Origin of the sequence: Burkholderia sp. Bp9142, from assembly GCF_003853415.1 — a bacterium.
Taxonomy (GTDB): domain Bacteria; phylum Pseudomonadota; class Gammaproteobacteria; order Burkholderiales; family Burkholderiaceae; genus Burkholderia.
In genome coordinates this window covers 1-25,093 of record NZ_QTPP01000057.1, presented here as the reverse complement: position 1 = coordinate 25,093, position 25,093 = coordinate 1, and the positions used below count along the sequence as shown (strand labels likewise).

General features: G+C 68.1%; 20 protein-coding genes and 1 tRNA gene. 6 read left to right on the top strand and 15 right to left on the bottom strand.

The features are described from left to right. Positions 1–36: 36 nt before the first annotated feature. Positions 37–1,179 carry a nitrogen regulation protein NR(II) gene (gene glnL / locus DIE22_RS35615; RefSeq protein ID WP_185640763.1) on the bottom strand — a complete coding sequence of 381 codons (1,143 nt, stop codon included), beginning with the start codon at positions 1,177–1,179 and terminating at the stop codon, positions 37–39. Positions 1,180–1,340: 161 nt separating this feature from the next. After that, complete coding sequence (glnA, locus tag DIE22_RS35610) at positions 1,341–2,756, bottom strand: type I glutamate--ammonia ligase (RefSeq protein ID WP_124501718.1); 1,416 nt, start codon at positions 2,754–2,756, stop codon at positions 1,341–1,343. A gap of 404 nt (positions 2,757–3,160) precedes the next feature. On the opposite strand from glnA, the gene DIE22_RS35605 reads away from it, so the two are divergent. Next, a complete protein-coding gene (locus tag DIE22_RS35605; protein ID WP_124501717.1) occupies positions 3,161–3,625 on the top strand; it encodes a rhodanese-like domain-containing protein in 465 nt (154 codons plus the stop codon). 104 nt (positions 3,626–3,729) lie between these two features. Here DIE22_RS35605 and DIE22_RS35600 read toward each other — a convergent pair whose 3' ends face one another. From DIE22_RS35600 to hrpA, 5 genes are all read right to left on the bottom strand, one after another. Then, the gene (locus DIE22_RS35600) at positions 3,730–4,545 is read right to left on the bottom strand and encodes a molybdopterin-binding protein (protein ID WP_124501716.1); all 816 of its coding nucleotides are present in this window, start codon (positions 4,543–4,545) and stop codon (positions 3,730–3,732) included. Then, on the bottom strand, positions 4,542–5,369 hold the full coding sequence (locus DIE22_RS35595) for an EI24 domain-containing protein (protein WP_124501715.1): 828 nt from the start codon (positions 5,367–5,369) through the stop codon (positions 4,542–4,544). Before DIE22_RS35595 ends, DIE22_RS35600 begins: the two co-directional genes overlap by 4 nt. Before the next feature lie 111 nt (positions 5,370–5,480). Next, positions 5,481–6,455: a sterol desaturase family protein gene (locus DIE22_RS35590; RefSeq protein ID WP_124501714.1), complete on the bottom strand. Its 975-nt coding sequence runs from the start codon at positions 6,453–6,455 to the stop codon at positions 5,481–5,483. Positions 6,456–6,471: 16 nt separating this feature from the next. Beyond that, complete coding sequence (locus DIE22_RS35585; protein WP_124607297.1) at positions 6,472–7,461, bottom strand: beta-propeller fold lactonase family protein; 990 nt, start codon at positions 7,459–7,461, stop codon at positions 6,472–6,474. A 179-nt stretch (positions 7,462–7,640) separates the two neighbouring features. Next, positions 7,641–11,837, bottom strand: coding sequence for an ATP-dependent RNA helicase HrpA (gene hrpA / locus DIE22_RS35580; RefSeq protein ID WP_124607296.1), 4,197 nt, complete (start codon positions 11,835–11,837; stop codon positions 7,641–7,643). A gap of 23 nt (positions 11,838–11,860) precedes the next feature. Here hrpA and argA point away from each other — a divergent pair, with 23 nt between their 5' ends. After that, complete coding sequence (argA, locus tag DIE22_RS35575) at positions 11,861–13,240, top strand: amino-acid N-acetyltransferase (RefSeq protein ID WP_124607295.1); 1,380 nt, start codon at positions 11,861–11,863, stop codon at positions 13,238–13,240. Between the two features lie 49 nt (positions 13,241–13,289). Next, the gene (locus tag DIE22_RS35570) at positions 13,290–13,565 is read left to right on the top strand and encodes an oxidative damage protection protein (RefSeq protein ID WP_006478357.1); all 276 of its coding nucleotides are present in this window, start codon (positions 13,290–13,292) and stop codon (positions 13,563–13,565) included. A 172-nt stretch (positions 13,566–13,737) separates the two neighbouring features. On the opposite strand, the gene DIE22_RS35565 is transcribed toward DIE22_RS35570, so the two are convergent. The 3 genes from DIE22_RS35565 to DIE22_RS35555 form a co-directional block, all read right to left on the bottom strand. Beyond that, positions 13,738–15,150, bottom strand: coding sequence for an MFS transporter (locus DIE22_RS35565; protein ID WP_124607294.1), 1,413 nt, complete (start codon positions 15,148–15,150; stop codon positions 13,738–13,740). Between the two features lie 155 nt (positions 15,151–15,305). Next, the gene (locus DIE22_RS35560) at positions 15,306–16,526 is read right to left on the bottom strand and encodes a CaiB/BaiF CoA-transferase family protein (protein ID WP_124607293.1); all 1,221 of its coding nucleotides are present in this window, start codon (positions 16,524–16,526) and stop codon (positions 15,306–15,308) included. Further along, positions 16,523–18,277 (bottom strand): acyl-CoA dehydrogenase family protein, encoded by a 1,755-nt coding sequence (locus tag DIE22_RS35555; protein ID WP_124607292.1) that lies wholly within the window; start codon positions 18,275–18,277, stop codon positions 16,523–16,525. The genes DIE22_RS35560 and DIE22_RS35555 overlap by 4 nt, the downstream gene beginning before the upstream one ends. Before the next feature lie 174 nt (positions 18,278–18,451). On the opposite strand from DIE22_RS35555, the gene DIE22_RS35550 reads away from it, so the two are divergent. Beyond that, a complete protein-coding gene (locus DIE22_RS35550) occupies positions 18,452–19,354 on the top strand; it encodes a LysR family transcriptional regulator (RefSeq protein WP_124501707.1) in 903 nt (300 codons plus the stop codon). A gap of 51 nt (positions 19,355–19,405) precedes the next feature. On the opposite strand, the gene DIE22_RS35545 is transcribed toward DIE22_RS35550, so the two are convergent. The 4 genes from DIE22_RS35545 to DIE22_RS35530 all read right to left on the bottom strand — a co-directional run bounded on the left by DIE22_RS35545 (position 19,406) and on the right by DIE22_RS35530 (position 23,713). Beyond that, positions 19,406–20,824, bottom strand: a complete 1,419-nt coding sequence (locus tag DIE22_RS35545; RefSeq protein ID WP_124501706.1) for an amino acid permease — start codon at positions 20,822–20,824, stop codon at positions 19,406–19,408. A gap of 92 nt (positions 20,825–20,916) precedes the next feature. Then, the gene (locus tag DIE22_RS35540; RefSeq protein ID WP_409364669.1) at positions 20,917–21,987 is read right to left on the bottom strand and encodes a porin; all 1,071 of its coding nucleotides are present in this window, start codon (positions 21,985–21,987) and stop codon (positions 20,917–20,919) included. A gap of 97 nt (positions 21,988–22,084) precedes the next feature. Continuing rightward, positions 22,085–22,468 (bottom strand): RidA family protein, encoded by a 384-nt coding sequence (locus tag DIE22_RS35535; protein WP_124607291.1) that lies wholly within the window; start codon positions 22,466–22,468, stop codon positions 22,085–22,087. A gap of 30 nt (positions 22,469–22,498) precedes the next feature. Next, the gene (locus DIE22_RS35530; protein ID WP_124607290.1) at positions 22,499–23,713 is read right to left on the bottom strand and encodes an amino acid aminotransferase; all 1,215 of its coding nucleotides are present in this window, start codon (positions 23,711–23,713) and stop codon (positions 22,499–22,501) included. Between the two features lie 191 nt (positions 23,714–23,904). On the opposite strand from DIE22_RS35530, the gene DIE22_RS35525 reads away from it, so the two are divergent. Together DIE22_RS35525 and DIE22_RS35520 are read left to right on the top strand one after the other, a co-directional pair. Continuing rightward, positions 23,905–24,387: an Lrp/AsnC family transcriptional regulator gene (locus DIE22_RS35525; RefSeq protein ID WP_124501702.1), complete on the top strand. Its 483-nt coding sequence runs from the start codon at positions 23,905–23,907 to the stop codon at positions 24,385–24,387. 82 nt (positions 24,388–24,469) lie between these two features. Then, positions 24,470–24,544 (top strand) — tRNA-Val (locus DIE22_RS35520). Between the two features lie 150 nt (positions 24,545–24,694). Here the strand turns inward: DIE22_RS35520 and DIE22_RS35515 are convergent. After that, positions 24,695–25,093 (bottom strand): aminotransferase class III-fold pyridoxal phosphate-dependent enzyme (locus DIE22_RS35515; protein ID WP_124607289.1); only part of this gene is annotated, 399 nt, incomplete at its 5' end.

Here is a 25,093-nt window from a genome sequence, read left to right as displayed (position 1 = left end):
GATATTGGTGAATCGGGTGAATCGCCATGCCGCCGCTCAATGGTCGAGCGGCAGCAGGATCTGAAATTCGGTACGTCCGGGCCGGCTCTCGACCTCGATCATCCCGTCGTGCTGCTGCACGAACGTCTGCGCGAGCGTGAGGCCGAGGCCGCTGCCGTCGTCGCGCCCGGACACGAGCGGGTAGAAGATCCGGTCGCGGATCTCTTCCGGAATGCCGGGCCCGTTGTCGACCACGTGCAAGTCCAGTGCCAGCTTGTACAGGCGCTTCGCGATCGTCACCTTGCGCGCGACGCGCGTGCGCAGCTCGATCTTCGCGTCGCCCTGCGCGATCCGTTCGCGCAGCGCCTGCGCGGCGTTGCGCACGATGTTCAGCAGTGCCTGGATCAGCTGCTCCTTGTCGCCGCGCAGGTCCGGCACGCTGACGTCGTAGTCGCGCTCGATCGTGAGCCCGCGCGGAAATTCCGCGAGCATCACTGCGCGCACGCGTTCGCACACTTCATGAATGTTCACGTCGCCGACGATGTGCGGATGCCGGTGTGGCTCCAGCAACCGGTCGACGAGCGTCTGCAGGCGGTCGGACTCCTTGATGATCACCTGCGTGTATTCGCGCAACTCGCCGCGCTCGCGCTCGCTCAGTTCGAATTCGAGCAGCTGGGCTGCGCCGCGAATGCCGCCGAGCGGGTTCTTGATCTCGTGCGCGAGGTTGCGGATCAGTTGCTTGTTGACCGCGGTCAGGTCGTGGATGCGCTCCTCGCGATCGGTGCGCGACTGCCGTTCGTTCTCGAACAGCTCGACGAGCACGAAATCGGGCGCGGTCTCGAGGAAGCCGACGATCGCATGCACGTGCAGCGCCTCGTGGCCGGGCCGGTCGAGCACGGTATCGAGATGCGTCGCGTGAAAGCGCTCCTCGCCGATCGCGGTGATCGTCGACGCGAGCTCGTTCGCGTTCGGAAAAATCTCGCCCCACGGCCGCTGCGCGAGCTGCCGGCGCGAGATGTCGAGCATCGCCTCCGCGGACGGGTTCGCGAACGCAACCCGCAGCGTCTTGCGGTCGAGCACGATCACGACCGTCGGCAGCGCTTCCAGCCCCGCAAGCAGGCCCGAGCGCGCGAGCCGCTCGTCTTCCGTCAGTCGCTCGGGCTGCCCCGTCTTCGCCTTGATCAGATTCTTCAGAGCCATCTTGCGTATCGTCGCGCCTCAGCGGGCCGGAAAATGAAAATTGTCGGAACAAAAAAGGGACGGCTGGACGCCGTCCCCTTTCAGACTCCGCGGTTCCCGCCGCAGGCCGCGCGACGGGAACGAACCGGCAGGACGGCGCTGAATCGAAGCGCCATCGCCGATTACAGCGAGTAGTACATCTCGAACTCGATCGGATGCGTCGTCATGCGGAACTTCGCCAGCTCCTGCTCCTTCAGCGCGAGGTACGCATCGATCATGCCGTCGGTGAACACGCCACCGCGCGTCAGGAACTCGCGATCCTTGTCGAGCGCTTCCAGTGCCTGGTCGAGGCCCGCGCAGACGGTCGGGATCTTTGCATCCTCTTCCGGCGGCAGGTCGTACAGGTTCTTGTCGGCAGCTTCGCCCGGATGGATCTTGTTCTGGATCCCGTCGAGACCGGCCATCATCAGCGCCGTGAAGCACAGGTACGGGTTCGCCATCGGATCCGGGAAGCGCGTTTCGATACGGCGGCCCTTCGGGTTCGACACGTGCGGAATGCGGATCGATGCCGAACGGTTGCGTGCCGAGTAGGCGAGCTTGACCGGCGCTTCGAAGTGCGGGACCAGACGCTTGTACGAGTTCGTCGTCGGGTTCGTGATCGCGTTCAGTGCACGGGCGTGCTTGATGATGCCGCCGATGTAGAACAGCGCCAGTTCCGACAGGCCGGCGTAGCCGTTGCCCGCGAACAGGTTCTGGCCGTCCTTCCAGATCGACTGGTGAACGTGCATGCCCGAACCGTTGTCGCCGACGACCGGCTTCGGCATGAACGTCGCCGTCTTGCCGTACGAGTGCGCGACGTTATGGATGATGTACTTCGACCATTGCGTCCAGTCGGCGCGCTGCACGAGCGTCGAGAACTTCGTGCCGATTTCGTTCTGGCCCTGGCCCGCCACTTCGTGGTGGTGCACTTCGACCGGGATGCCGAGCTGTTCGAGCAGCAGGCACATTTCCGAACGCATGTCCTGGAATGTGTCGACCGGCGCGACCGGGAAGTAGCCGCCCTTCGTGCCCGGGCGGTGGCCCGTGTTGCCGCCTTCGAATTCCTTGGCCGACGACCACGGCGCTTCTTCCGAGTTGATCTTCACGAAGCAGCCCGACATGTCCGTGTTCCACTGGACCGAGTCGAAAATGAAGAATTCCGGTTCCGGACCGAAGAAGGCCGTGTCACCGATGCCCGTGCTCTTCAGGTACGCTTCGCCGCGCTTCGCGAGCGAACGCGGATCGCGCTCGTAGCCCTTGCCGTCAGCCGGTTCGACCACGTCGCAGGTCAGCACGAGGGTCGACTCTTCATAGAACGGGTCGACGAATGCGGCGTTCGGGTCCGGCATGAGCAGCATGTCCGACGCCTCGATGCCCTTCCAGCCCGCGATCGACGAACCGTCGAATGCATGGCCGCTTTCGAACTTGTCTTCGTCAAACGCCGAAACCGGCACCGACACGTGCTGTTCCTTGCCGCGCGTATCCGTGAAGCGGAAATCGACAAACTTGACGTCCTCGTCCTTCACGAGCTGCATGACGTCGGCGACGGTTTTACTCATAACCTCTTCTCCTGATTGAACAATTCCGGCGGACTGGGAACCGCCTCGTTTATCGAGCTGCCCGGAGTCTGGCTTTGGCGCAGCGCGCCCCGGGTCGACCGAATTCTATATAGCAGCAACCGTGCCAGCCATGCGCAGAAGCGACATGAATCGTGCCAGCCCGCGCCACGGCAGGGCCCGGCTGCGCGATTCCGGGGCCGGGCGCCGCATCGGCGGTTGCCCGGCCGCACCGATACGGTGCAAATGACGGGACGCACCGGCGCGACGGGATCATTCTGGTGCACCCATGCCATTCTGCACTCTTCTGGTGAATCCGTGCGCGGTGCATGCGCCGCAGGGCACGGACATCCGCGCAGCGGTGCCGCGCTAGAATGTTCGTTTGACCGATACGGAGACCTCCTGCCATGAGTACGCTCGACCAGCTTTACGCGAAGGCCGAAGAACGCCGCGTCCAAGGCGCGCTCCACTATGCCGGCGCACTGCTGCCGGCCGAGGCATTCGAACTGCTGCAGCTCGATCCGTCGGCACGCCTCGTCGACGTGCGCACCCGCGCCGAGCTCGACTGGATCGGCCGCCCGCTCGTCGGCGACGGCCAGTACCTGCATCTCGAATGGACGCGCTACCCGGGCGGCGTGCCGAACGCCGAATTCATCGACGAACTGAAGGCGGCCCTCCCGGCCGATACGCCCATCCTGTTCCTGTGCCGCAGCGCGGCACGCTCGAAGCTCGCCGCGGTCGCGTCGTCGCAGGCCGGCTTCACGAAGGCCTTCGACCTGCTCGAAGGCTTCGAGGGCGGCAAGGACGCCGAGGGCCACCGCAAGACGGTCGACGGCTGGTGCTTCCGGAAACTGCCGTGGATCGGCGCCTGACGGCGCCGCCGTTCAGGCACGCCCGACTGCGACATCGTCGAGCCGGGCGATGACATCCCGATGACGGGCCGCGTTGCGCGGCCCGTGGTTCTGGTGCGGCCCGTTCAGGCGCGCGGTGCGTCCGGCTCGACGACGTCACCGCCGAGCAGGTGCACGCCTTCGCGCAGCTTCACGAACGCGGCCGCGACCGCTTCCGGCTCGCCCTTCACGCCGAGGTCGATATGCCGGCGCGCGTAGATCCCGCCGCGCTCGGCATCGCCGACGCTCGGCAGGCTGAACACGCGCACGCCCGGGAAATCGCGCTCGATCCTTTCCATCAGCGGCGTGAGCGTCGATTCCGGCAGTTCGAACACGTACAGCGAGCGCTCCGCGTGCGGCGTTGCGTGATGGAGATGCTGGTACTTCGTGTCGAGCACCCATTCGATCATCGGCCATGCCATCACCGGGAAGCCCGGCACGAAATGGAGATCGCCGACCGAGAAACCGGGAATCCGGTTGTAGCCGTTCGGGATGATCGTCGCGCCCGCCGGGAACACGCCCATGTTGAAGCGGTGCTGGTTTTCCGGCGAATCGAAGTCGACCGGCGTGGCCGGATCGGCGTGCGTCTCGCGGATGCGCTCCGAAATCAGCAGCTTCGCTTCCGGATGCAGCTCGAGCGGCACGCCGAGCGCGGCGGCGGCGCACTGGCGCGTGTGGTCGTCCGGCGTCGCGCCGATGCCGCCCGTCGAGAACACGATGTCGCCGGACGCGATCGCGCGGGCGAGCGTCGCGGTGATCCGCGCCGGATCGTCGCCGACGTATTCGGCCCAGTCGAGCGCGAGGCCGCGCGCGCCGAGCAGCTCGATGGCCTTCGCCAGATGCTTGTCCTGCCGGCGGCCCGAAAGGATTTCGTCGCCGATGATGATGATGCCGATGCTCATGCCTGCCCCATGTCGATTGCGGTGGCGCGCGAACTCGCGCGCAGGTCGTCCAGCGCGCGCAGGCAATAGTGCCCGAACCACAGCGCCGAGAAGACGAGGATGAAAGCGTAAACCCAGATCATCGCCGCCGCCACGAACGGAAACAGCACCATCATCCAGACCGACGACACCCACACGAAGGTCGGCACGGTGCCGAGCAGCCCGGTCGCGACGCCGATGCCGATCAGCGGCCAGCGATGCTGCCGCACGAGCGCGCGGCGCTCGTCGCGGCTCGCGTGCTGCGCGAGCGCGTCGTAGGTCATCACGCGGTACGTGAGCCAGCCCCAGATCACGGGCGGCAGCAGCGCGAAGAACGGCGGAATCAGCCACAGCGGGATCGTGACGACGAGCAGCACGACGCCGACGATGGCCGCGCCGAGCGAATTGAACACGCTGCCGAGGAACGTGCCGCCCCGCTTCGCCTCGAGCGCGGCGAACTGCCGGTTCGACAGGTGCTTGATCACGACCGGCATCGAGATCGTCGCGATCAGCAGCAGCACGGTCAGCACGATCAGCGGAATCGCGAGCGACACGACGACGAACGGCGCGACGACCGCATGCAGCTGCGACATCCCGATCGCGTCGAACGCGCGGTACAGCGCGGCGGTCAGCACGAAGCCGTCGAGCGCGCCGCGCGCGGCGTCGATCAGCGTCTGCCACGAGAACCACAGCACGACGCCCCACAGCAGCGCCGAGACGACGAACGGCATCAGGGTGAGCCACAGCATGCGCGGGTGCAGCGCGCTGGCGAAGGCCCGGACGAAAGAGCGCAGCAAGTCGTTCATGCGAACCTGTATCGACGGAGAAAAACGGGGAAAGGATAAACCACACGGCCCGCATGCGCCAAAGCGCATGCGGGCCGTGTGGTCACGCCGTTCAACGGGAGCTGGATCGGGTCAGGCCGACGCCGCGCCGCGCTTCGCGGGAACGAGACGCCGGAAGATCCGCACGAACGCGAGGCCGTGCTGCGCCCAGAAGCCGTCGCCGTAGGACACGCCCTCGACCTGCTCGCGGATGCCGGTCGGCTCGACCGTGCGGTTCCACGACGCGGTGCCGAACATCATGTCCCACCACGGGAACAGCACGCCGAAGTTGCAGCCGTACTTGGTGCCCTCGTGACCGTAGCCGACCGCGTGGTGACGCCGGTGGAAGGTCGGGCTCACGAGCAGGCGCTCGCCGAGCCGGCCGAACGACAGCCGCGCATTCGTATGCTGGATGCTCTGCAGGAAGTTGGTGACAGCGGTCAGCACGACGAACTGCGACGGCGTCACGCCGATCACGAGCGCGATCGCCGCGAAGAAGCACGACTGGATCACGTCGTCGAGCAGGTGGTTGCGGTCGTCGCACCACAGCGACATCTGCCGCTGGCTGTGATGCACCGCGTGCAGCTCCCACCAGATGCCGAACTTGTGCTGCCAGCGGTGATACCAGTAGCCGGCGAAGTCGAGCACGACGAGGTAGATCGCGAACGCGACGATCGGCTGCGAGGTCACGCCCGGCCACAGATAGTCGAGGTTGAAGTTCGCGACGCCGTGCAGGCGCAGCCATGCCTGAAAGTTGTCGAACACCGGCTGCAGCGCGAAGAAGAAGAACAGCGTGTAGATGCCGAGCTTCGAGATCGCGGTGTAGATCACGTCGACCCGCACCGCGCGGCGGTTCTTCCAGCGCTCGACGGGCGCGAGCGCCTCGAGCGGGCGCAGCAGCGCGAACATCAGCACCATCTGGAGCGCGCCGACGATCACCCAGTACAGCGCGTCGTAGGTGTCCTCGTCATAGTCCATCAGGTTGAACTTGAAGAGGAGCGGCTGCACGACGTCGACGTACAGCCAAGTCTGGATGTCCGACACGAACGCATCGATCAGGTGCAGCATCGTCCGCCTCCGCCCGTCACGCGCCGTTCGCAGCCTTCCACGGCGCGCGGTCGTAGAAGTAGATTCCGTGCGGCGAACGGCCGACGGAGATCGTCTGCACCAGCTTGCGCGATGCCAGATCGATGATTCCCACCTTCTTCGCGAAGCGGAACGTCACCCACAGCGTCTTCTTGTCGGCGGACAGCTCCATGTCGTCGGGGCCCGGCAGCAGGCCGGTGATGTCGCCGACGTTGGTGAGCGTGTTCTCGTCGATGATGCTGATCGTGTTCGCGACCCGGTTGGTGATCGCGACGTGCGCGCCATCGGCGAGCGAGCGAAAATTGTGCGCGCCCTTGCCCGTATAGATCTGCTTGACGATCTTCTGGTTGCGCCAGTCGACCACCGCGACGTAATCCGCGCCGGTCATCCCGACCAGCAGGAACTTGTCGTCCGGCGTGAGCCACAGGCCCGCCGGCACCTTGCCGACCGGCATCTTCCACTTGACCGTCTGCGTCGCGAGGTCGACCGCGGCGATCTCGCCGGACACCTGCAGCGACACGAGCACGGTCTTGCTGTCCTTCGTGAACGCGATGTGGCTCGGCATCGCCGCGAGCGGCAGGCGCTTCACGAGATGCAGGTCGCGGCCGTCGTAGCCGTAGATGTCGAGCCGGTCGAGGCGCAGCCCGGTCGACACGAACCACTTCTTATCGGGCGAGAAGCCGAGCTGGTACGGATCCTCGATGCCTTCGACCGTGCGTTGCAGCTTGCCCGTCTTCGGATCGACGAACATCAGGCTGTTCGAGACCGAATTCGCGACGATCAGCGACGAATTGTCCGGCGTCGCCATCAGGTGGTGCGGCTCCTTGCCGGTCGGCATCGTGCCGACGACCTGGCGGGTCTGCTGGTCGATCAGGGAAAGCGTCGCTTCGGCCGAATTGAGGATGATCACGTTATTCGCGTGTGCGGCGGGCGCCAGCACGGCGGCGGCCAGCGCAAGCGTGCGGCCGAAGGAAAGGAAGGTGCGCATGAAGACTCACGTCGTGGAACAGCAGTCATTGTAAAACGCTCAACCGGCCCCGCCGGTTGACGAGAATCGACGTTGCGCCACTTCGACGCACGCCGCGGCCGCCGTGCGGCCCGCCGCGGCAGGCGCCGCGCGGCCGGCCGGACCGGCAGCCGGTGCGGGCCCGGACAACCGCCGTTGCGCTAGCGCTGCATCGACTCCCAGACCTTGTGCAGACGCTTGACAGAGACAGGCATCGGCGTGCGCAGTTCCTGCGCGAACAGCGAAATGCGCAGTTCCTCCAGCAGCCAGCGGAATTCCGCGAGCCGCGGGTCGGCGACACCGCCGCGCTGCGACACCGCGCGCTGGTACTGCTGGACGAGCGGCAGCAGCTCGCCGGCCTGCTTCGCGTCGCGCGCCGGGTCCGCCTTCAGCTTGTCGATCCGCAGCGCGATCCCCTTCAGGTAGCGCGGGAAGTGCGCAAGCTGCACGTAAGGCGTGTCGATCACGAAGCGCTTGCCGACCAGCGCGGCGAGCTGCTGCTGCAGGTCCGCGTGGGCCTGCGCGAACGGCTTCGCCTGCGCGAGCTTCTTCGCGAGTCCCGCGTATTCGGCGAGGATCTGCCCGACGAGCCGCGCGATCTCCTGCGCGAGCAGGTTCAGGCGGCTCCGGCCCTCGTCGCGGCGAGCGTGGAAGCTCGCGTCGTCGTCGGGCAGCGGGTCCTGCAGGCACGCGCGATCGAGCGCCGTGTCGATCAGCTGGTCGCGCAGCTCGTCCTGCGTGCCGAGCGACATGTACTGCATCGCCATCTCGCGCAGCCCCGGCAGGTTCTTCTCGAGGAACTTGATCGGCTCCTTCAGCTGCAGCGCGAACAGCCGCCGCAAGCCGGCACGGTGGATCCGCGCGGCCTCCTCCGGCGAGTCGAACACCTCGACGTCGCAATGCGTGCCGCGATCGACGAGCGCCGGATAGCCGTACAGCGTCTGGCCGCGGCGGCGGATCTCGAGCAACTCGGGGAGCTTGCCGAAGTTCCACGTCGTCAGGTTCTCGTAAAGCGCGGTCGCGCCGGCTTCCGCCGGGGCGGCCGTGTGCGGCGCCGCGCCCCTGCCGGCCTTGCCGCCCTGCGCCGCCGAACCCGGCGCGGCAGCAGGCGCCGGCGTGTCGCCCGCGTCGCCGGCATCAGCGTCGCCGCCGGGCGCGATCGTCGACGCCGCCGCGATCTTCTGGAACTGCTGCTGCGCCTGCGCACCGAGTTCCTGACGCAGCTGCGCGAGATTGCGCCCCATCGCGAGCTGGCGGCCGTGCTCGTCGATCACCTTGAAGTTCATGAACAGGTGCGCGGGCAGCGTCTCGAGCTTGAAGTCGGCCGTCTTCATCGCGACCTGCGTCTGGCCGCGCACGTCGGCGATCAGCGCCTCGACGAGGCCGCCCGCGCCGAAGCGCTCGCGGCCCGCGCGCTCGACGAAGCCGGCCGCGTACTCGGGCAGCGGCACGCAGTGCCGGCGCAGTTTCTGCGGCAGCGACTTCAGCAGCAGCTGCACCTTCTCCTTCAGCATCCCCGGCACGAGCCATTCGCAACGGCGCGCATCGACCTGGTTCAGCGCGTAGAGCGGCACCGCAAGCGTCACGCCGTCGCGCGGCGTGCCGGGCTCGAAATGGTAGGTGAGCGCCATCTCGACGCCGGCCATCGTCGCGCGCTTCGGGAACAGCTCGGTCGTCACGCCGGCCGCCTCGTGGCGCATCAGGTCGTCGCGCGACAGGTACAGCAGCCGTTGCCTGTCCTCCGCCTGGCCGCCCTGCTTCACCTCGTCGCGATACCAGCGCTCGAATGCCGCGCCGGTATGGATGCCCTCGGGAATCGCCTGGTCGTAGTACGCGTAGATCAGCTCGTCGTCGACCAGCACGTCCTGCCGGCGCGACTTGTGCTCGAGCTGCTCGATGTCGGCGAGCAGCTTGCGGTTGTGCGCGAAGAACGGCAGCTTCGTGTCGAACTCGCCTTCGACCAGCGCGCCGCGGATGAACAGCTCGCGCGCACGCGCCGGATCCTGCTGGCCGAACGCGACGCGCCGGCGGTGATAGATCGGCAGCCCGTACAGCGTCGCGCGCTCGAACGCGCTGACCTGTGCAGGACGTTTTTCCCAGTGCGGCTCCGACAGCGACTTCTTCAGCAGGTGCGCGCCGATCTTCTCGACCCATTCCGGCTCGATCTTCGCGAGGCAGCGCGCATACAGCCGGCTCGTCTCGACGAGTTCGGCCGCCATCACCCAGCGGCCGGCCTTCTTCGCGAGCGCGGAGCCCGGCCACAGGTAGAACTTGATCCCGCGCGCGCCGAGGTAGTGCGGATCGTCGTCGGCCTTCATGCCGAGGTTGCCGAGCAGGCCTGTCAACAGGGCCAGATGGACCTGCTCGTAGGTTGCCTCGGCCTCGTTGAGCCGCCAGCCGTGCTCGCGCACGACCGTCAGCAGCTGCGAATGGACGTCGCGCCATTCGCGCAGCCGCAGGTGCGACAGGAAGTTCTGCCGGCACGCGTCGATCAGTTGGCGGTTCGACTTCTTGTGCGCGACGGCCTCTTCGAACCACGCCCAGATCTTCAGCCACTGCAGGAATTCGGAGCGCTCGTCGGCAAAGCGGCGATGCGCCTGGTCAGCCTGCTCCTGCGCTTCGATCGGACGGTCGCGCGGGTCCTGCACGGACAGCGCGCTCGCGATGATCAGCACCTCGCGCAGCGACTGCTGGTCGCGCGCGGCGAGGATCATGCGGCCGACGCGCGGGTCGAGCGGCAGCCGTGCGAGCTCGCGGCCGAGCGGCGTCAGCGCGTTGTCGTCGTCGACCGCGCCGAGTTCGTTGAGCAGCTGGTAGCCGTCCGCGATCGCGCGGCCGGGCGGCGGCTCGAGGAACGGGAACGATTCGATCGCGGTCAGGTGCAGCGATTTCATCCGCAGAATCACCGACGCGAGCGACGAGCGCAGGATCTCCGGGTCGGTGAAACGCGCACGCGCCTGGTAGTCGCTTTCCTCGTACAAGCGGATGCAGACGCCGTCGGCCACCCGGCCGCAGCGGCCCGCGCGCTGGTTCGCGGCGGCCTGCGAGATCGACTCGACCTGCAGCTGCTCGACCTTGTTCCGGTACGAATAGCGCTTCACGCGCGCGAGCCCGGTGTCGACGACGTAGCGGATGCCCGGCACCGTCAGCGACGTTTCGGCCACGTTGGTCGCGAGCACGATGCGGCGCGCGTTCGACGCCTTGAACACCTTGTCCTGGTCGGCAGCCGACAGCCGCGCGAACAGCGGCAGGATCTCGGTATGCGGCGGATGGTGCTTGCGCAGCGCCTCGGCCGCCTCGCGGATCTCGCGCTCGCCGGGCAGGAACACCAGCACGTCGCCGGGGCCTTCGCGGCACAGTTCGTCGACCGCGTCGACGATCGCGTCCATCAGGTCGCGTTCGGCCTCGCGCGCGGTCTTCACGCGGTCGCGGCCGCCGGTGCCCTCGGCGTGCTTCACGGCCGGGCGATCCTCGGCCACCGGGCGGTAGCGCATCTCGACCGGATACAGCCGCCCGCTCACCTCGATCACGGGCGCCGGGCGCGCGTCGGTGCCGAAGTGGCGCGCGAAGCGGTCCGCATCGATCGTCGCGGACGTGACGATCAGCTTCAGGTCCGGCCGCCTCGGCAGGATCTCCTTCAGGTAGCCGAGCAGGAAGTCGATGTTCAGGCTGCGCTCGTGCGCCTCGTCGATGATCAGCGTGTCGTACGCCTTCAGCAGCGGATCGGTCTGCGTCTCGGCGAGCAGGATGCCGTCCGTCATCAGCTTGACGGACGCGCCCGGCGCGAGATTGTCGGTGAAGCGCACCTTGTAGCCGACCACCTCGCCGAACGGCGTGCCGAGTTCCTCGGCGATCCGCCGGCCGGTCGACGACGCGGCGAGGCGCCGCGGCTGCGTGTGGCCGATCAGGCCCGTGCCGCCGGCGCCGAGGCCGCGGCCGAGCTCGAGACAGATCTTCGGCAGCTGGGTGGTCTTGCCCGAACCCGTTTCGCCGCAGACGATGACGACCTGATGACCGGCGATCGCGCGCGCGATTTCGTCGCGCTTGCCCGACACCGGCAGGCTTTCGGGGTAGGTGATCGGCGGGACGGGATTCGGCGCGACGGTCGCGCGCGGCGGACGTTCGCGGCGCGGCGCGCGCTCGCCGGTGGCCTGGGGCGCGCCCTTCGCGGCCGGCTGGCCCGCCTCGCGGCGCCGCTCATCGCCGTGCGGCCCGCGCGGCGGCTTGCCCGCCTGCTGCTGTTGCTGCTGGCGCGGCGGCTGGCCCTGCTGCTGACGCGCATCGGCCGCACCATCCGGGTGCCTGGCCGACGGCGCTTTGGCCCGCGTCGGCGCGGGACTTTTAGGTACATTCGACATGGGGGCGCATTATAATCCCGCCCATGAATTCCCAAACCGACCTCCCTCCCGCCCAGACCGGCGCCGCGACGCCGCCGGCCGCCGACGATTCGGCCGCCAGCCACGCGCAGTTCGTCGACTGGATGCGCTCCGTCGCGCCCTATATCCACAGGTTCCGCAACAGCACGTTCGTCGTGGGGTTCGGCGGCGAGGTGGTGCAGCAGGGGCTCCTGAACGCGCTCGTGTCCGACATCGCGCTGCTGCAGGCGATGGGCATCCAGATCGTGCTGGTGCACGGCTCGCGGCCGCAGGTCGAGGAGCAGCTGAGCCTGCATGGTGTCGAATCCGAGTTTTCGCACGGGCTGCGCATCACCGATGCGCGCGCGCTGGAATCCGCGAAGGAAGCGGCCGGCGAAGTGCGTCTCGACATCGAGGCCGCGATCAGCCAGGGTCTGCCGAACTCGCCGATGGCGCATGCGCACATCAGCGTCGTGTCCGGCAACTTCGTGACCGCACGGCCGGTGGGGATTCTCGACGGGGTCGATTTCGCGCACACCGGCATCGTGCGCAAGATCGACGCCGAATCGATCCGTCATTCGCTCGCGAGCCGCAAGCTCGTGCTGCTGTCGCCGCTCGGCTTCTCGCCGACCGGCGAGGCGTTCAACCTGTCGATGGAAGACGTCGCCTCGGCCGCCGCGATCGCGCTGCGCGCCGACAAGATCATCTTCCTGACCGAGGCGCCCGGCATCGTCGACGACGAAGGCGAGCTGATCCGCGAAATGTCGCTCGACGCGGCCGCCGAGCTGCTCGACTCCGGCAACATCCAGGGCGATGATGCGTTCTTCCTGAAGCACTCGATCCGCGCATGCCGCGGCGGCGTGACCCGGGCCCACCTGATTCCGCAGTCGCTCGACGGCAGCATGCTGCTCGAACTGTTCCTGCACGACGGCGTCGGCACGATGATCTCGTACGAGAACCTCGAGAGCCTGCGCGAAGCGACGCCGGACGACGTCGGCGGCATCCTGTCGCTGATCGAGCCGCTCGAGTCGGACGGCACGCTGGTGCGGCGCGGCCGCCACCAGATCGAACGCGACATCGACCACTTCTCGGTGATCGAGCACGATGGCGTGCTGTTCGGCTGCGCGGCGCTGTATCCGTACCAGCAGGAAAAGATCGGCGAGATGGCGTGCCTGACGGTCGCGCCGGAAGCGCAGGGCTCGGGCGACGGCGAACGCCTGCTCAAGCGCATCGAGCAGCGCGCCCGCGCGCGCGGCCTCACGCACATCTTCGTGCTCACGACGCGCACCGAGCACTGGTTCCTCAAGCGCGGCTTCGTCAAGGTCAGCGTCGACGACCTGCCGGAAGACCGCCGCAAACTCTATAACTGGCAGCGCAAGTCGCTCGTGCTGATGAAGCAGCTCTGAGCGCAGGCACGACTGCCCTCCCCCAGATCGATTACAGGAGAAGTACACGATGGCCCGAATGATTCAATGCGCGAAGCTCGGCAAGGAAGCCGAAGGTCTCGATTTCCCGCCGCTGCCGGGCGAACTCGGCAAGCGCATTTACGAAAGCGTGTCGAAGGAAGCGTGGCAAGGCTGGCTCAAGCAGCAGACGATGCTGATCAACGAGAACCGCCTGAACATGGCCGACCCGCGCGCACGCCAGTACCTGATGAAGCAGACCGAGAAGTACTTCTTCGGCGACGGCGCGGACCAGGCGTCCGGCTACGTGCCGCCGACGGAAGGCTGAGCGCCGCGCCTCGTGCAGGCCGGCCACGCCGGCCTCGCGCGAAACGACGCAAGGCAAACGGCACCGTGTTTCGCACGGTGCCGTTTGCTTTTGGGGAAGTGGAATCGAGCCGATGCGATCGGCCCGGCGCGTTCGACGCCGCGTGGTCGGCAAGCCGCACCGGCCTGCCGGCTCAACCCGCCGGTTTCAACGCGCCGCGCTCGTCCGGCTGCGCGGGCTCGCCGGCCGGACTTTCGGCGCTCGCGCTTTCGGTACCCCATTCGGCCGCATCGCTACGCTCGGCCGTCGACAGTTCGTCCGCGCGGTAGCCGGTACGATTCAGCAGCGCGAGCATGCACGCGAGCGACACGAGCGCATACAGCCCCGACGCGATCGCGACGCCGACGATGCTGCCGGTCGCGTTCAGGATCGCCTGCGCGAGCACCGGCGTGCCGCCGCCGACGACGAGCGCGCTCAGCTGGTACGCGAGCGACAGGCCCGTATAGCGGATGTTGGCCGGGAACACGCGCGCGAGCACGCCGCCGACCGCGCCGTAGAACATCGCCGACGGAATCGTCGAGATGCACATCCCCGCGACGGCGACCCAGTACGACCGGGTCGCGAGCGCATGGAACATCACCGGCATCAGCACGATCTCGGGAATCAGGATCCAGCACATCGCCCGCCGCATGTCGACCTTCGACACGAACCACGCGCCGACCGGCTGCATCAGGAACTGCACGACGAGCGAGATCGACAGGATGCCGAGGAACGTGCCCTGCGCGTAGCCGAGCGCCTTCGTCGCCCACGACAGCGCGAACGTGCTGCGGAAATACGTGACGTTGATCACCGGCAGCGTGCCGGCCGCGAGCAGCACGACGGGCCAGTGGTCGCGCACGACGTCGCGCAGCGGCAGCTTCACCGTCCGCTTGCGCGCGAGCACACGCTGCATGTCGATCGATTCCTCGAGTCGCAGCCGGATCACCATCCCGATGATCACGAGCACCGCCGACAGCAGGAATGGAAGGCGCCAGCCCCACATCAGGAACGACGGCGTCGGCAGCGCGCTCAGCGCGAAGAAGGCGGCCGTCGCGAGCAGATTGCCGGTGGGCGACCCCTGCTGCGCGAACGCCGCGTACAGGATGCTGCGGTGCTTCGGCGCGTTCTCGCTCGCGATGAGCACCGCGCCGCCCCACTCGCCGCCGACCGCGATGCCCTGCAGCACGCGCAGCACGACGAGGCCCGCGGGCGCCCACACGCCGATCGACGCATAGCCGGGCAAGAGGCCGATGCCGGTCGTGGCGAGCCCCATCATCACCAGCGTGATCACGAGCGCGGTCTTGCGGCCGACGCGATCGCCGAGGTGCCCGAACACGATCCCGCCGAGCGGCCGCGCGGCGAAGCCGGCCCAGAACGTGACGAACGCGAGCAGCGTCGCGACGCCGGGATCCATCGTGCTCGAGAAGAACACCTTGCCGAACACGAGCGCGGCGGCGGTGCCGTAGATGTAGAAGTCGTACCACTCGATCGTGGTGCCGACGAATGCCGCGAGGGCGGCGCGGCCTGGCCGCGGCTGTGCGGCGGACGGGGATTGCGGACGGCTCATCGATGTCTCCATGTTCGTGATCGGCGGCGCGACTGTCGCGTGCCTTGCCGGATGGCCGGCCTTGCGCCGCCGGCTGGCGGTATTGCCTTGCGTTGCGCTGCCTTGCGTCCCGTTTCGTCGGCCGGGGATGCTCGCCTGCAAGCCCCCTCGACCGGTCACGCCGGGTCGGGCGCGACCTTCAGCACGCCGGCGTCGAGCAACTGCTGCTGGAGCGCGGGATCGACGCCGAGGCGCTCGAGCACCGCGCGCGTGTCGCGACCGAGCGCGGGCGGCGGCGAACGGTAGGTCGCCGGCGTGCGCGACAGCCTCACCGGCGATGCGGTGCCGCGATACGCGCCGATCTCGACGAACAGCGCGCGGTGCAGCGCATGCGGATCGCGTGCGACGTCGGCGACCGTACGCACCGGCCCGCACGGCACGCCCGCCGCCATCAGATCGCGCGCGAGCGGCTCGCACGGATGCGCGGCGAGCCGTGCCTCGAGTTCGGCCTTCAGCTCGGGCCGGTGCGCGCAGCGGCTGCGGTTGTCGACGAAGCGCGGGTCGCCGGCCAGCGCCGGCGCGCCGAGATGCGCGACGAGGCGTGCGAACTGCCGGTCGTTGCCGACCGCGAGGAAGATCGGCACGGTCGCCGTGCGGTAGCTGTCGTACGGCGCGATGTTCGGATGCGCGTTGCCGCTGCGCTCGGGCACGCGCCCCGAGCCGAAGAAGTTCGGCAGGTGCGGATGCAGCAGCGACACGCCGCAGTCGTACAGCGCGATGTCGATCGACTGGCCCCGCCCGCTCCTCTCGCGCTCGGCGAGCGCGAGCAGGATGCCGGCCAGCGCGTTGAGCCCCGTGACCATGTCGACGATCGGCAACCCGATGCGCAGCGCGTCGCCGTCGCGCTCGCCGTTGACGCTCATCAGCCCGGCCATCGCCTGGATCACCGCGTCGTAGCCGGGCAGCCCGCCGAGCGGGCCGTCCTCGCCGAAGCCCGTCACCGCGCAGTGGATCAGGCGCGGGAAACGCGGCTGCAGGTCGCGCGCGTAGTCCATCCCCCAGCGCGCGAGCGTGCCGGGCTTGAAGTTCTCGACGAGCACGTCGGCGTCGTCGAGCAGGCGCCACAGGATCGCGCGCCCTTCGTCGCGCGACAGGTCGAGCGCAAGCCCTTCCTTGTTACGGTTCACACCCATGAAGTACCACGCGGTGTCGCCGAGGAACGGCGGCCCCCAGCCGCGCGTCTCGTCGCCGCCCGGCGGCTCGATCTTGATCACCGTCGCGCCGTGGTCGGCGAGCGCCTGCGTGCAGTACGGGCCGCCGAGCACGCGGCTCAGGTCGACGACCTTCAGGCCGTCCAGTGCGCCACGGGGCGCGTTCGTCTCGTTCGTCGCATTCATCGTTCGACCTCCGGCAGCAGGTCGAGCGCCATGTCGAGCGGCACCGGCGTGCCGCGCAGCAGCGCGTCGAACGCCGCCGCGTCGTCGTCGCGCGACGCCAGCGCGAGCGGGTCGACCGGCAGCAGCTTGTGACGCACGATCAGGTGCGCGAGCGCGAGGCGCCGGTGATCGGGCGCGAGCCGCACGCCCTCGCACGCCATCAGCACGGCCGCACTCGCGTAGTACAGCGCCGACGCAGCCTGCCGCACGCGCGCGTCATCGCCTTCCGCCGCGACGCGTGCGAGCGCATCGCATGCGCGCGCGAGAATGCGCCGCAGCGCCGCGCGGCTCGCCTCGGGCAGCGGCGCCGCGCCGAGCCGGTCGCCGAGGAACGTGCGCAGCGCGTCGAGCGCCTGCTCGCGCTGCGCGGCGCGCGCGACGTCGAGCGCGACGATGTTGCTGGTGCCTTCCCAGATCGAGCCGAGATGCGCGTCGCGCACGAGCCGCGCATCGCTCCATTCCTCGATGTAGCCGGTGCCGCCGCGCACTTCCATCGCATCGCCCGTCACGCGGCGCGCATCGCGGCACGCGCGGAACTTGATCAGCGGCGTCAGGATGCGCACGCAGCGCGCGGCCTGCTCGTCGCCCGCATCCGCCTGCGGCAGCAGCAGCGCGATCTGCATGAACATCGCACGCGCGGCCTCGGCGGGCAGCAGCATCTTCATCAGCTGGCGCTGCATCAGCGGCATCTCGATCAGCTTGCGGCCGAAGGCCTCGCGATGCGCGGCGACATGCAACGCTTCGTTCAGCGCGCGCCGCATCATCCCGGCCGCGCGCACGCCGTTCGACAGCCGCGACATGTTGATCATGTCGGCCATCTGGTGAAAACCGCGGCCGATCTCGCCGATCAGCCAGGCCTGCGCGCCTTCGAGCGCGATCTCGCCGCTCGCCATCGAACGGCTGCCGAGCTTGTCTTTCAGCCGCACGATCCGGTAGCGGTTGCGCGTGCCGTCCGGCAGCACCTTCGGCAACAGGAACAGCGCGAGCCCCTTGATGCCGTCGGGCGCGCCGTCGGGCCGCGCGAGCACCATCGCGAGATCCGCGTCCGCGTTCGAGCAGAACCACTTGTCGCCGTACAGGCGCCACACCGTCCCACCCTGCGCGTCCGTTTCGCGCACCGCGCGCGTCGCGATGCGGCCGACGTCGGAGCCGGCCGCCTGCTCGGTCATGAACATCGCGCCCTGGAACAGCGTGTCGAAATCGCGCGACGCGAGCATCGGCAGGTAGTGTTCGACGAGCGCCGGCTCGCCGAAACGGCGCAGCGTGCGCGTCAGCGAATCCGTCATGCTGACCGGGCAGCACAGCCCGAATTCGGCCTGCACGAACAGGAACGTCAGCGCGTACTTGACGAGCGGCGCCACCGCCTCGGGCTGGTGGCTCAGCGCCGCGAGCCCGAGTTCCGAATACGCGACGCGTTCGAGCGCGACATACGCAGGGTCCTTGTCGATCCGCTGCACGGCCTCGCCGCGCCGGTTGCGGTGCTCGAGCACCGGCGGATGCTTGTCCGCGCGCGACGCCCATTCGTCGAGTTCGCCCGACACGCGCGCGCCGAGCGCGTGCAGTTGCGGTTCGAGCCGTGCGTAATGAGTGGCGCCGAGATGCAGCTTCAGCAACGCGCCGAGATCGGGATCGGCGGTGAAGAAATTGACGCCCCGGCTGTCGGGGATGTTGCCGGATGCGCGGGCGTCCGGCGTGCGAGCGGTCTCGTTCATGCATGCGTCTCCAGGGGTGGCCCGGCTGCCGGCCGGCGCCCGCGCCGTGGCGGTGCGGCCGGCTCGTGCCAGGCGTTCAGCAGAGCGTAGGCGCGTGATCGATAAGCGTCCAATACAGGATTTATCCGGTACGATAGACAGCGCTTATCGATCCCGATGCGGGGAGGAGACAGCATGGAACTGAGGCAGTTGCGCTACTTCGTGGCGGTCGCCGAGGAACTGCATTTCGGGCGCGCGGCGAAGCGCCTGTTCATCTCGCAGCCGGCGCTGAGCTTCGACATCCGCAAGTTCGAGGAAGCGCTCGGCGTGCAACTCTTTTCGCGCACCAACAAGACGGTCGCGCTGACCAACGCCGGCGCAGTGCTGCTCGGCGAAGCGCGCCGGCTGCTGCTGCAGGCGGCCGAGGCCGAGCGCCTGACGGTACGCTCGGCGTCCGGCCTCGCGGGCCGGCTGCGGATCGGCTTCGTCCATTCGATGCTGTATCGCGGGCTGCCCGATGCGGTGCGGCGCTTCGAGGCCGACTACCCGGGCGTGGAAATCGTGCTGAGCGAAATGAACACGCAGGCGCAAGTGCAGGCGATCCAGCGCGGCCAGATCGATCTCGGCTATGCGCACTGGGGCCACTGCCCGCCCGAGGTCGAGTCGACGCCCGTCTACACGGAACCGTTCGTGTGCTGCCTGCCGGCCGCGCATCCGCTCGCAAGGCGCCGGCACGTCGCGCTCGCCGCGCTGGCCGCGGAACCGTTCATCCTGTTTCCGCGCGACGCGGCGCCCCACTATCACGACCTGATCATCGCGCAATGCGTGAACGCGGGATTCTCTCCGTTGATCCGTCACGAGGCGCGGCTGTGGCAGACGATTCTGTCGATGATCGAGTTCGGGATGGGCATCGCGCTGGTGCCGCGCGTGCTACAGCAGGCGAAGAGCGACCGGCTCGCGTTCCGGCCGCTGAAGGATGCGCCGCTCGAGTCGCGCACGCTCGAGCTGAAGCGCAGCGGCACCGCCGAACCGGTCGCGCTGCGCTTCGCCGACTACGTGCGCGCATCGATCGACGCGCTGCCCGCGCTCGCGGGCTGAACCGGCCCGCCGTTACTTGGCTGCGCTACTTGGCTGCGTGACTTCACCGCGTCACTTGGCTTCCGGCTGCAGCGCCGGCTGCGCGCGCCGGTACCACACCGCGTACACGACGGACAACGCAAGCAGGAACGGAATGCCGAAGATCAGCGTCATGTGGAATTCGACCGTGAAGTAGGTCGTCACCATCACCGCGAGCATCAGCGCCGCGCCGAGCAGCGTCAGCAGCGGGAAGCCGCGCATCCGGAACGCGGGCGCCGGCAGGCCGAGCGCCGCGCGACGCCGCCGGAAGCAGTAGTGCGTGACGAAGATCATCATCCACGTGAACAGCGCGCCGAACATCGACACCGACATCATGATCGTGAACGACGCGTCCGGATACAGCACGCTCAGGATCGTCGCGAGCGCGATGCCGAGGGTCGACAGCATCAGCGCGCCGAGCGGCACGCCGCGCGCGTTCACTTCGCCGAGCGCCTTCGGCGCATGGCCCGCACGCGACAGGCTGAACATCATCCGCGTCGTGATGTAGAGCTGGCTGTTCATCGCGGACAGCGCGGCGATCAGCACGACGAAGTTGATCAGCCCGGCCGCGCCCGGCAGGTGGATCGCCTCCATCACCTTCACGAACGGGCTCTCGTCGCGCCCCGCCGCCGTCCACGGCACGATCGCGAGCATCAGCGCGAGCGTGACGAGGTAGAACAGCACGAGCCGCACGATCGTCGAGCGGAACGCGCGCGTCACCGCACGCTCGGGATCTTCCGCCTCGCCCGCCGCGACCGCGATCATCTCGATGCTCAGGTAGCTGAAGATCGACACGATCACCGCGACCCACATCCCCCACATGCCCTTCGGAAAGAAGCCGCCGTGAGCGGTGTAATGGTGGAAGCCCGCGCGGGCCGCGCCGTCGCCGACCAGCGCCGGATTGCCGAACACGACATACGCGCCGAGCACGATGAAGCCGACGATCGCCGCGATCTTCACGACCGAGAAACCGTATTCGACCGCGCCGAACACATCGACGCTGCGCGCATTGACGAACACGAGCAGCGCCGAGAAGCCGACGATCCACAGCCAGCCCGGCACGCCCGGGAACCAGTACTTCATGTACAGCGCGATCGCGGTGACTTCAGTGCCGACCGCGAGCACGATGCACGCCCAGTACGCATAGCGCACCAGGAACCCGGCCCACGGGCTCACGTAATGTTCGGCGTACGCGCCGAACGACCCGGAGGTCGGGTGCGCGACCGTCATCTCGGCGAGACAGCCCATCAGCAGCAGCGAGATGAACGCGCCGATCGCGTAGCTGACGAGCACGCTCGGGCCCGCGAAGCCGATCGCGAACCCGCTGCCGAGAAAGAGACCGGTGCCGATCGCACCGCCGATCGCGATCATCGCCATCTGCCGTGCGGAAAGCGTGCGGCGCAGACCGTGCTCGCGCGCCGCGATGTGCTGGAATTGCCCTTCTGGTTGCATCGAATGACCTCGTTCGAAAGCGTGTGTCCGGTGGAAACGTCGACGACGCACGGGCCGGTGCCGGACCGCACCGGCCACCGCGCGCCGCGTGCTCAGAACAGGTGGCGCAAGCCGGCCGCGATGCCCGTCTGGTTGCCGCGTCCCGGCATTTCGGTGAACGCGCCGCCGGTCACCCGGTTGTAGTCGACCGTCGCGTAGACCTGCGTCGCCTTCGACAGCGCGTACTCGGCCTCGAGCACGCCCGTATAGCGCTTCCCGCCGTTACCTGCCATGCCGTTCACGTTGCGGATGTCGTCGTAGTACGCGACGCCCGTCACCGATACCGCCGGCGTGACCTTCACGCTCGCGCCGGTGTAGAAGATCGTGTCGCGGCGCGGGTTGTCGGCGAACGAACCGTAGGTCACGTCGCGGCCCGGCGCATTCAGCAGCTGCCGGTCGAGCATGCCCGTGCGGTCGATGCCGCCGAGATAGCCCGCATACAGCGTCGCCGCGCCGAACGCGTAGCGTGCGCCCGCGCCCCATGCCTGCTGTGCGCGGCTGTTCAGGTCGCGCACCTGCTGGTAGGTCGCGCCGAACATCAGCCCGCCGAGCGTATACGACGCGTGCGTGCCCCAGTACGCATTCGCGCCGAGGCTGCCCGCGACACCGCCGAAGCCGTAGCTCGCGCCGACGTTCAGCCCGCCGAAGGTGCCGTCGTAGCTGACGACGTTGCTTGCGCGGCCCTGCGTGAGGAAGTACGGCCACATGTTGGCCGTGTAGTTGCCGACCGTCAGCGGGTCGAGATCGCCGAACAGGTTGAACGCCTCGGTCGCCTGCCGGCCGAGCTTCACGGTGCCCCAGTCGCTCGCGAGGCCGACATACGCGTAGCGGCCGAACAGCGCGCCGTCGAGCTGCCCGTTCTGCGGCTCGAAGCCGCTCTCGAGCTGGAAGATCGCCTTCAGCCCGCCGCCGAGCGCTTCGCTGCCTTTCAGGCCCCAGCGGCTGTTGGTGATCGCGCCGTTGGTCATCTGCACGCTCGCGTCGTTCGACGCGTTCGCATGCGTCGTGTAGCGGATGCTCTGGTCGACGATGCCGTACAGCGTCACGCTGTTCTGCGCCATTGCGCCGCTCGCGGCGAGCAGGCCCGCCATCGTTGGCAGTGCGAATCGTCTGATGTTCTTCATCTTCGTCTCCATCCTTGTCTCGTTGCTTTAGGTTTGTTGGTGCTGGTTGGGGTGTGTCGGTAATCGTGGGGACTGCAATCCGCGCGAAGCCGCGCGCCTACTCGCGCGCCGCCAGCGCGACATACGCGACGAGTTCGACGCGCATGGCCGGATGCGCGAAGCCCTGTACGCCAACGCACGCGCGGTTCGGGTACGGTTCGCGGAAATGGCGCCGGTATTCGGCGTCGAATTCGGGCATCGCCTTCACGTCGGACAGGTAGACGAGCACCTGCGCGACGTCGCCCATCGTCGCCCCGGCGGCCGCGACGGCCTTCGCGAGATTGCCGAGCGTGACGCGCGCCTGCTCGGCCATCGTGTCGCCGACGATCGCGCCGGACGCATCGACCGGCCCGTGGCCGGTAAACATCAGCCCGCCCGCGCGGGTCGCCCACGAGAACGGCTGCGCAAGCTGCGGCAAGTCGACCGGGATCGTGTCTGCCATCGTGTCCTCCTTCGGTTTCGAATCTGAAGCTCAGGCGGCCTGACGCGACGAGCCGCCGAGCACGTCGGCGATCGCGTTCGCGACGTGGTCGACGTTCGCGTCGTTCAGGCCCGCGATGCACATGCGGCCCGAGCGCAGCAGGTAGACGCCGTGCGACGCGCGCAGCCGGTCCACGTCGGCCGCAGCGATGCCCGTGTAGCTGAACATGCCGCGCTGCGTGACGAGCGCATCGAACGCGGGCGCCGGCAGGCGCGCGTCGAGCCGCGTCTTCAGCGCGCCGCGCATACGCTTGATGCGCGTGCGCACCTGTGCGACCTCGTCCTCCCAGCACGCACGCAGGACGTCGTCGTTCAGCACGGTCGACACGAGCTGCGCGCCGAACAGCGGCGGGCTCGAATAGGTGCGACGCACGCCGGCCTGCAGCTGGCTCAGCACCGTCGCCGCTTCGCCCGCGCTCGCGCAGACGATCGACAGCCCGCCGACGCGCTCGCCGTACAGCGAGAAATTCTTCGAGAACGAGTTGCTGACGATCGCCGGCAGCCCGGCGTCGACGATCGCGCGCACCGCCCATGCGTCGTCGTCGAGTCCGTCGCCGAAGCCCTGGTACGCCATGTCGAGGAACGGAATCAGCCCACGGCGCGCGAGCACGTCGATCACCGCACGCCATGCGTCGCGGTCGAGGTCGAGGCCCGTCGGGTTGTGGCAGCACGGCTGCAGCAGCACGATGCCGCGCGCGGGCAGCGCATCGAGCGCCGCGAGCATCGCGTCGACGCGAAGGTCGTTGCGCGCTTCGTCGTAGTACGGATAGGTGTGCACGTCGAGGCCGGCCGCCGAAAGGATCACGCGATGGTTGTCCCATGTCGGATCGCTGATCCAGATCGCGCTGTCGGGGAAATAGCGCTTCACGAACTCGGCGCCGAGCCGCAGCGCGCCCGAGCCGCCGAGCGTCTGCAGCGTCGCGATGCGCCCCTGCGCGAGCGCCGCGCAGCCGGCGCCGAACACGAGGCGCTGCACGCCCTGCCGGTACGCGGCGAGTCCTTCCATCGGCAGATACGTATGCGGCGCGCCGGCTTCGCGCAGCCGCCCGGCCGCGAGCCGCGTGCTCTCGAGCACCGGGATGCGGCCCGCGTCGTCGTAGTAGAGGCCGATGCTGAGGTTGACCTTGCGCGGATGGGCATCCTGCTGGAACGCCTGGAACAGCGACAGGATCGGATCGCCCGGGTAGGCGGGAATGTGTGCGTACATGACGGAATGACGGTAGGAGTTGAATGCGGCAATACGGCCGGCGGCGTGGCATCGCGCCAGGCCGTTCGGTCGAGACATGGGCCGCATGTTATCGAGGACGAAATAGAATGAGCTTCACTTTTCGATGACGAATCGCGCCGATTGCAGTAGAGTCTGCATCTGTTATCTCAAAATTCACGGGATTCTGCGAAATGACCCTGGATCGAACCGACATGCGGATCCTCCGACACCTCGAGAAGGACGGACGCATCAGCAATCAGGACCTCGCGAACGCGGTCGCGCTGTCGCCGTCGGCGTGCCTGCGGCGCGTGAAGCTGCTCGAGGAACGCGGCGCCATATCCGGCTACCGCTGCACGATCGAGCCGAAGAAGGTCGGCGTCGCGTTCGAGGCGCTCGTGCACGTGTCGATGCGGCCGGACGTGCCCGAGTGGCACGACCGGTTCGTGGAGGCGATCCAGGCATGGCCGGAAGTCGTCGCCGCACAGATCGTGACGGGCGGCTCGAACTACGTGCTGACGGTGCGGGCGCGCGACCTCGACCACTACTCGGACTTCGTGATCAACCGGCTGCACCGCGCGACGGGCGTGATGTCGATCAATTCGAGCATCGTGCTCGCGACGCTCAAGCGCGACGGCTCGATCCTCGATCTCGTCGAGCCGTCGACGGCCGGCTGATGGCTTTTTGCGCCGGCCTGAAAAATATTTGAAGAAAGTGCTTTACGGACCCGAAAAGCTCTGACATAATTTCAGCTTCTTTGGGCGGTTAGCTCAGCGGTAGAGCACTGCCTTCACACGGCAGGGGTCACTGGTTCGATCCCAGTACCGCCCACCAAAGAATTCAAGGGCCTGCGTCTCACGACGCAGGCCCTTTTCGTTTTGCGGTCGCTTTTCTGCGCGCGCCCTCCCTGCCTGGTTCTTCACGAACGGGTTCGACGAGCGACGACGCTTCGACCACATGCAATCGAAGCGTCGCGTCGACTCCCTACCCTGCCAACCCCACCCGCTCCGCCGTCGCATCGAACGCGCGCGTTGCCTTGTCGACGATCTCGTCGACCTCGGACTCTCGGATCACGAGCGGCGGTGACAGCAGCATCCGGTCGCCGGTCGCGCGCATGATCAGGTTGCCGCTGAAGCAGAAGTCGCGGCAGATCGTGCCGATATCGACGCTTGCATCGAAACGCTCGCGCCGGTCGCGATCGCGCGCAAGCTGGACGCCCGCGACGAGCCCCGTCCCCGCGATCTCGCCGACGATCGGATGATCGCCGAGCGCTTCGCGCAGCCTGCGCTGGAAATACGGCCCGATGTCGTGCTTCACGCGCTCGACGATTCCTTCGTCGCGCAGCAGCTTCAGGTTCGCGACCGCAACCGCCGCCGCGACCGG

Coding starts and splice junctions, on each gene's coding strand:
- glnL (WP_185640763.1), bottom strand. CDS start 1,179: ATGGCTCTGAAGAATCTGATCAAGGCGAAGACGGGGCAGCCCGAGCGA.
- glnA (WP_124501718.1), bottom strand. CDS start 2,756: ATGAGTAAAACCGTCGCCGACGTCATGCAGCTCGTGAAGGACGAGGAC.
- DIE22_RS35605 (WP_124501717.1), top strand. CDS start 3,161: ATGAGTACGCTCGACCAGCTTTACGCGAAGGCCGAAGAACGCCGCGTC.
- DIE22_RS35600 (WP_124501716.1), bottom strand. CDS start 4,545: ATGAGCATCGGCATCATCATCATCGGCGACGAAATCCTTTCGGGCCGC.
- DIE22_RS35595 (WP_124501715.1), bottom strand. CDS start 5,369: ATGAACGACTTGCTGCGCTCTTTCGTCCGGGCCTTCGCCAGCGCGCTG.
- DIE22_RS35590 (WP_124501714.1), bottom strand. CDS start 6,455: ATGCTGCACCTGATCGATGCGTTCGTGTCGGACATCCAGACTTGGCTG.
- DIE22_RS35585 (WP_124607297.1), bottom strand. CDS start 7,461: ATGCGCACCTTCCTTTCCTTCGGCCGCACGCTTGCGCTGGCCGCCGCC.
- hrpA (WP_124607296.1), bottom strand. CDS start 11,837: ATGTCGAATGTACCTAAAAGTCCCGCGCCGACGCGGGCCAAAGCGCCG.
- argA (WP_124607295.1), top strand. CDS start 11,861: ATGAATTCCCAAACCGACCTCCCTCCCGCCCAGACCGGCGCCGCGACG.
- DIE22_RS35570 (WP_006478357.1), top strand. CDS start 13,290: ATGGCCCGAATGATTCAATGCGCGAAGCTCGGCAAGGAAGCCGAAGGT.
- DIE22_RS35565 (WP_124607294.1), bottom strand. CDS start 15,150: ATGAGCCGTCCGCAATCCCCGTCCGCCGCACAGCCGCGGCCAGGCCGC.
- DIE22_RS35560 (WP_124607293.1), bottom strand. CDS start 16,526: ATGAATGCGACGAACGAGACGAACGCGCCCCGTGGCGCACTGGACGGC.
- DIE22_RS35555 (WP_124607292.1), bottom strand. CDS start 18,277: ATGAACGAGACCGCTCGCACGCCGGACGCCCGCGCATCCGGCAACATC.
- DIE22_RS35550 (WP_124501707.1), top strand. CDS start 18,452: ATGGAACTGAGGCAGTTGCGCTACTTCGTGGCGGTCGCCGAGGAACTG.
- DIE22_RS35545 (WP_124501706.1), bottom strand. CDS start 20,824: ATGCAACCAGAAGGGCAATTCCAGCACATCGCGGCGCGCGAGCACGGT.
- DIE22_RS35540 (WP_409364669.1), bottom strand. CDS start 21,987: ATGAAGAACATCAGACGATTCGCACTGCCAACGATGGCGGGCCTGCTC.
- DIE22_RS35535 (WP_124607291.1), bottom strand. CDS start 22,468: ATGGCAGACACGATCCCGGTCGACTTGCCGCAGCTTGCGCAGCCGTTC.
- DIE22_RS35530 (WP_124607290.1), bottom strand. CDS start 23,713: ATGTACGCACACATTCCCGCCTACCCGGGCGATCCGATCCTGTCGCTG.
- DIE22_RS35525 (WP_124501702.1), top strand. CDS start 23,905: ATGACCCTGGATCGAACCGACATGCGGATCCTCCGACACCTCGAGAAG.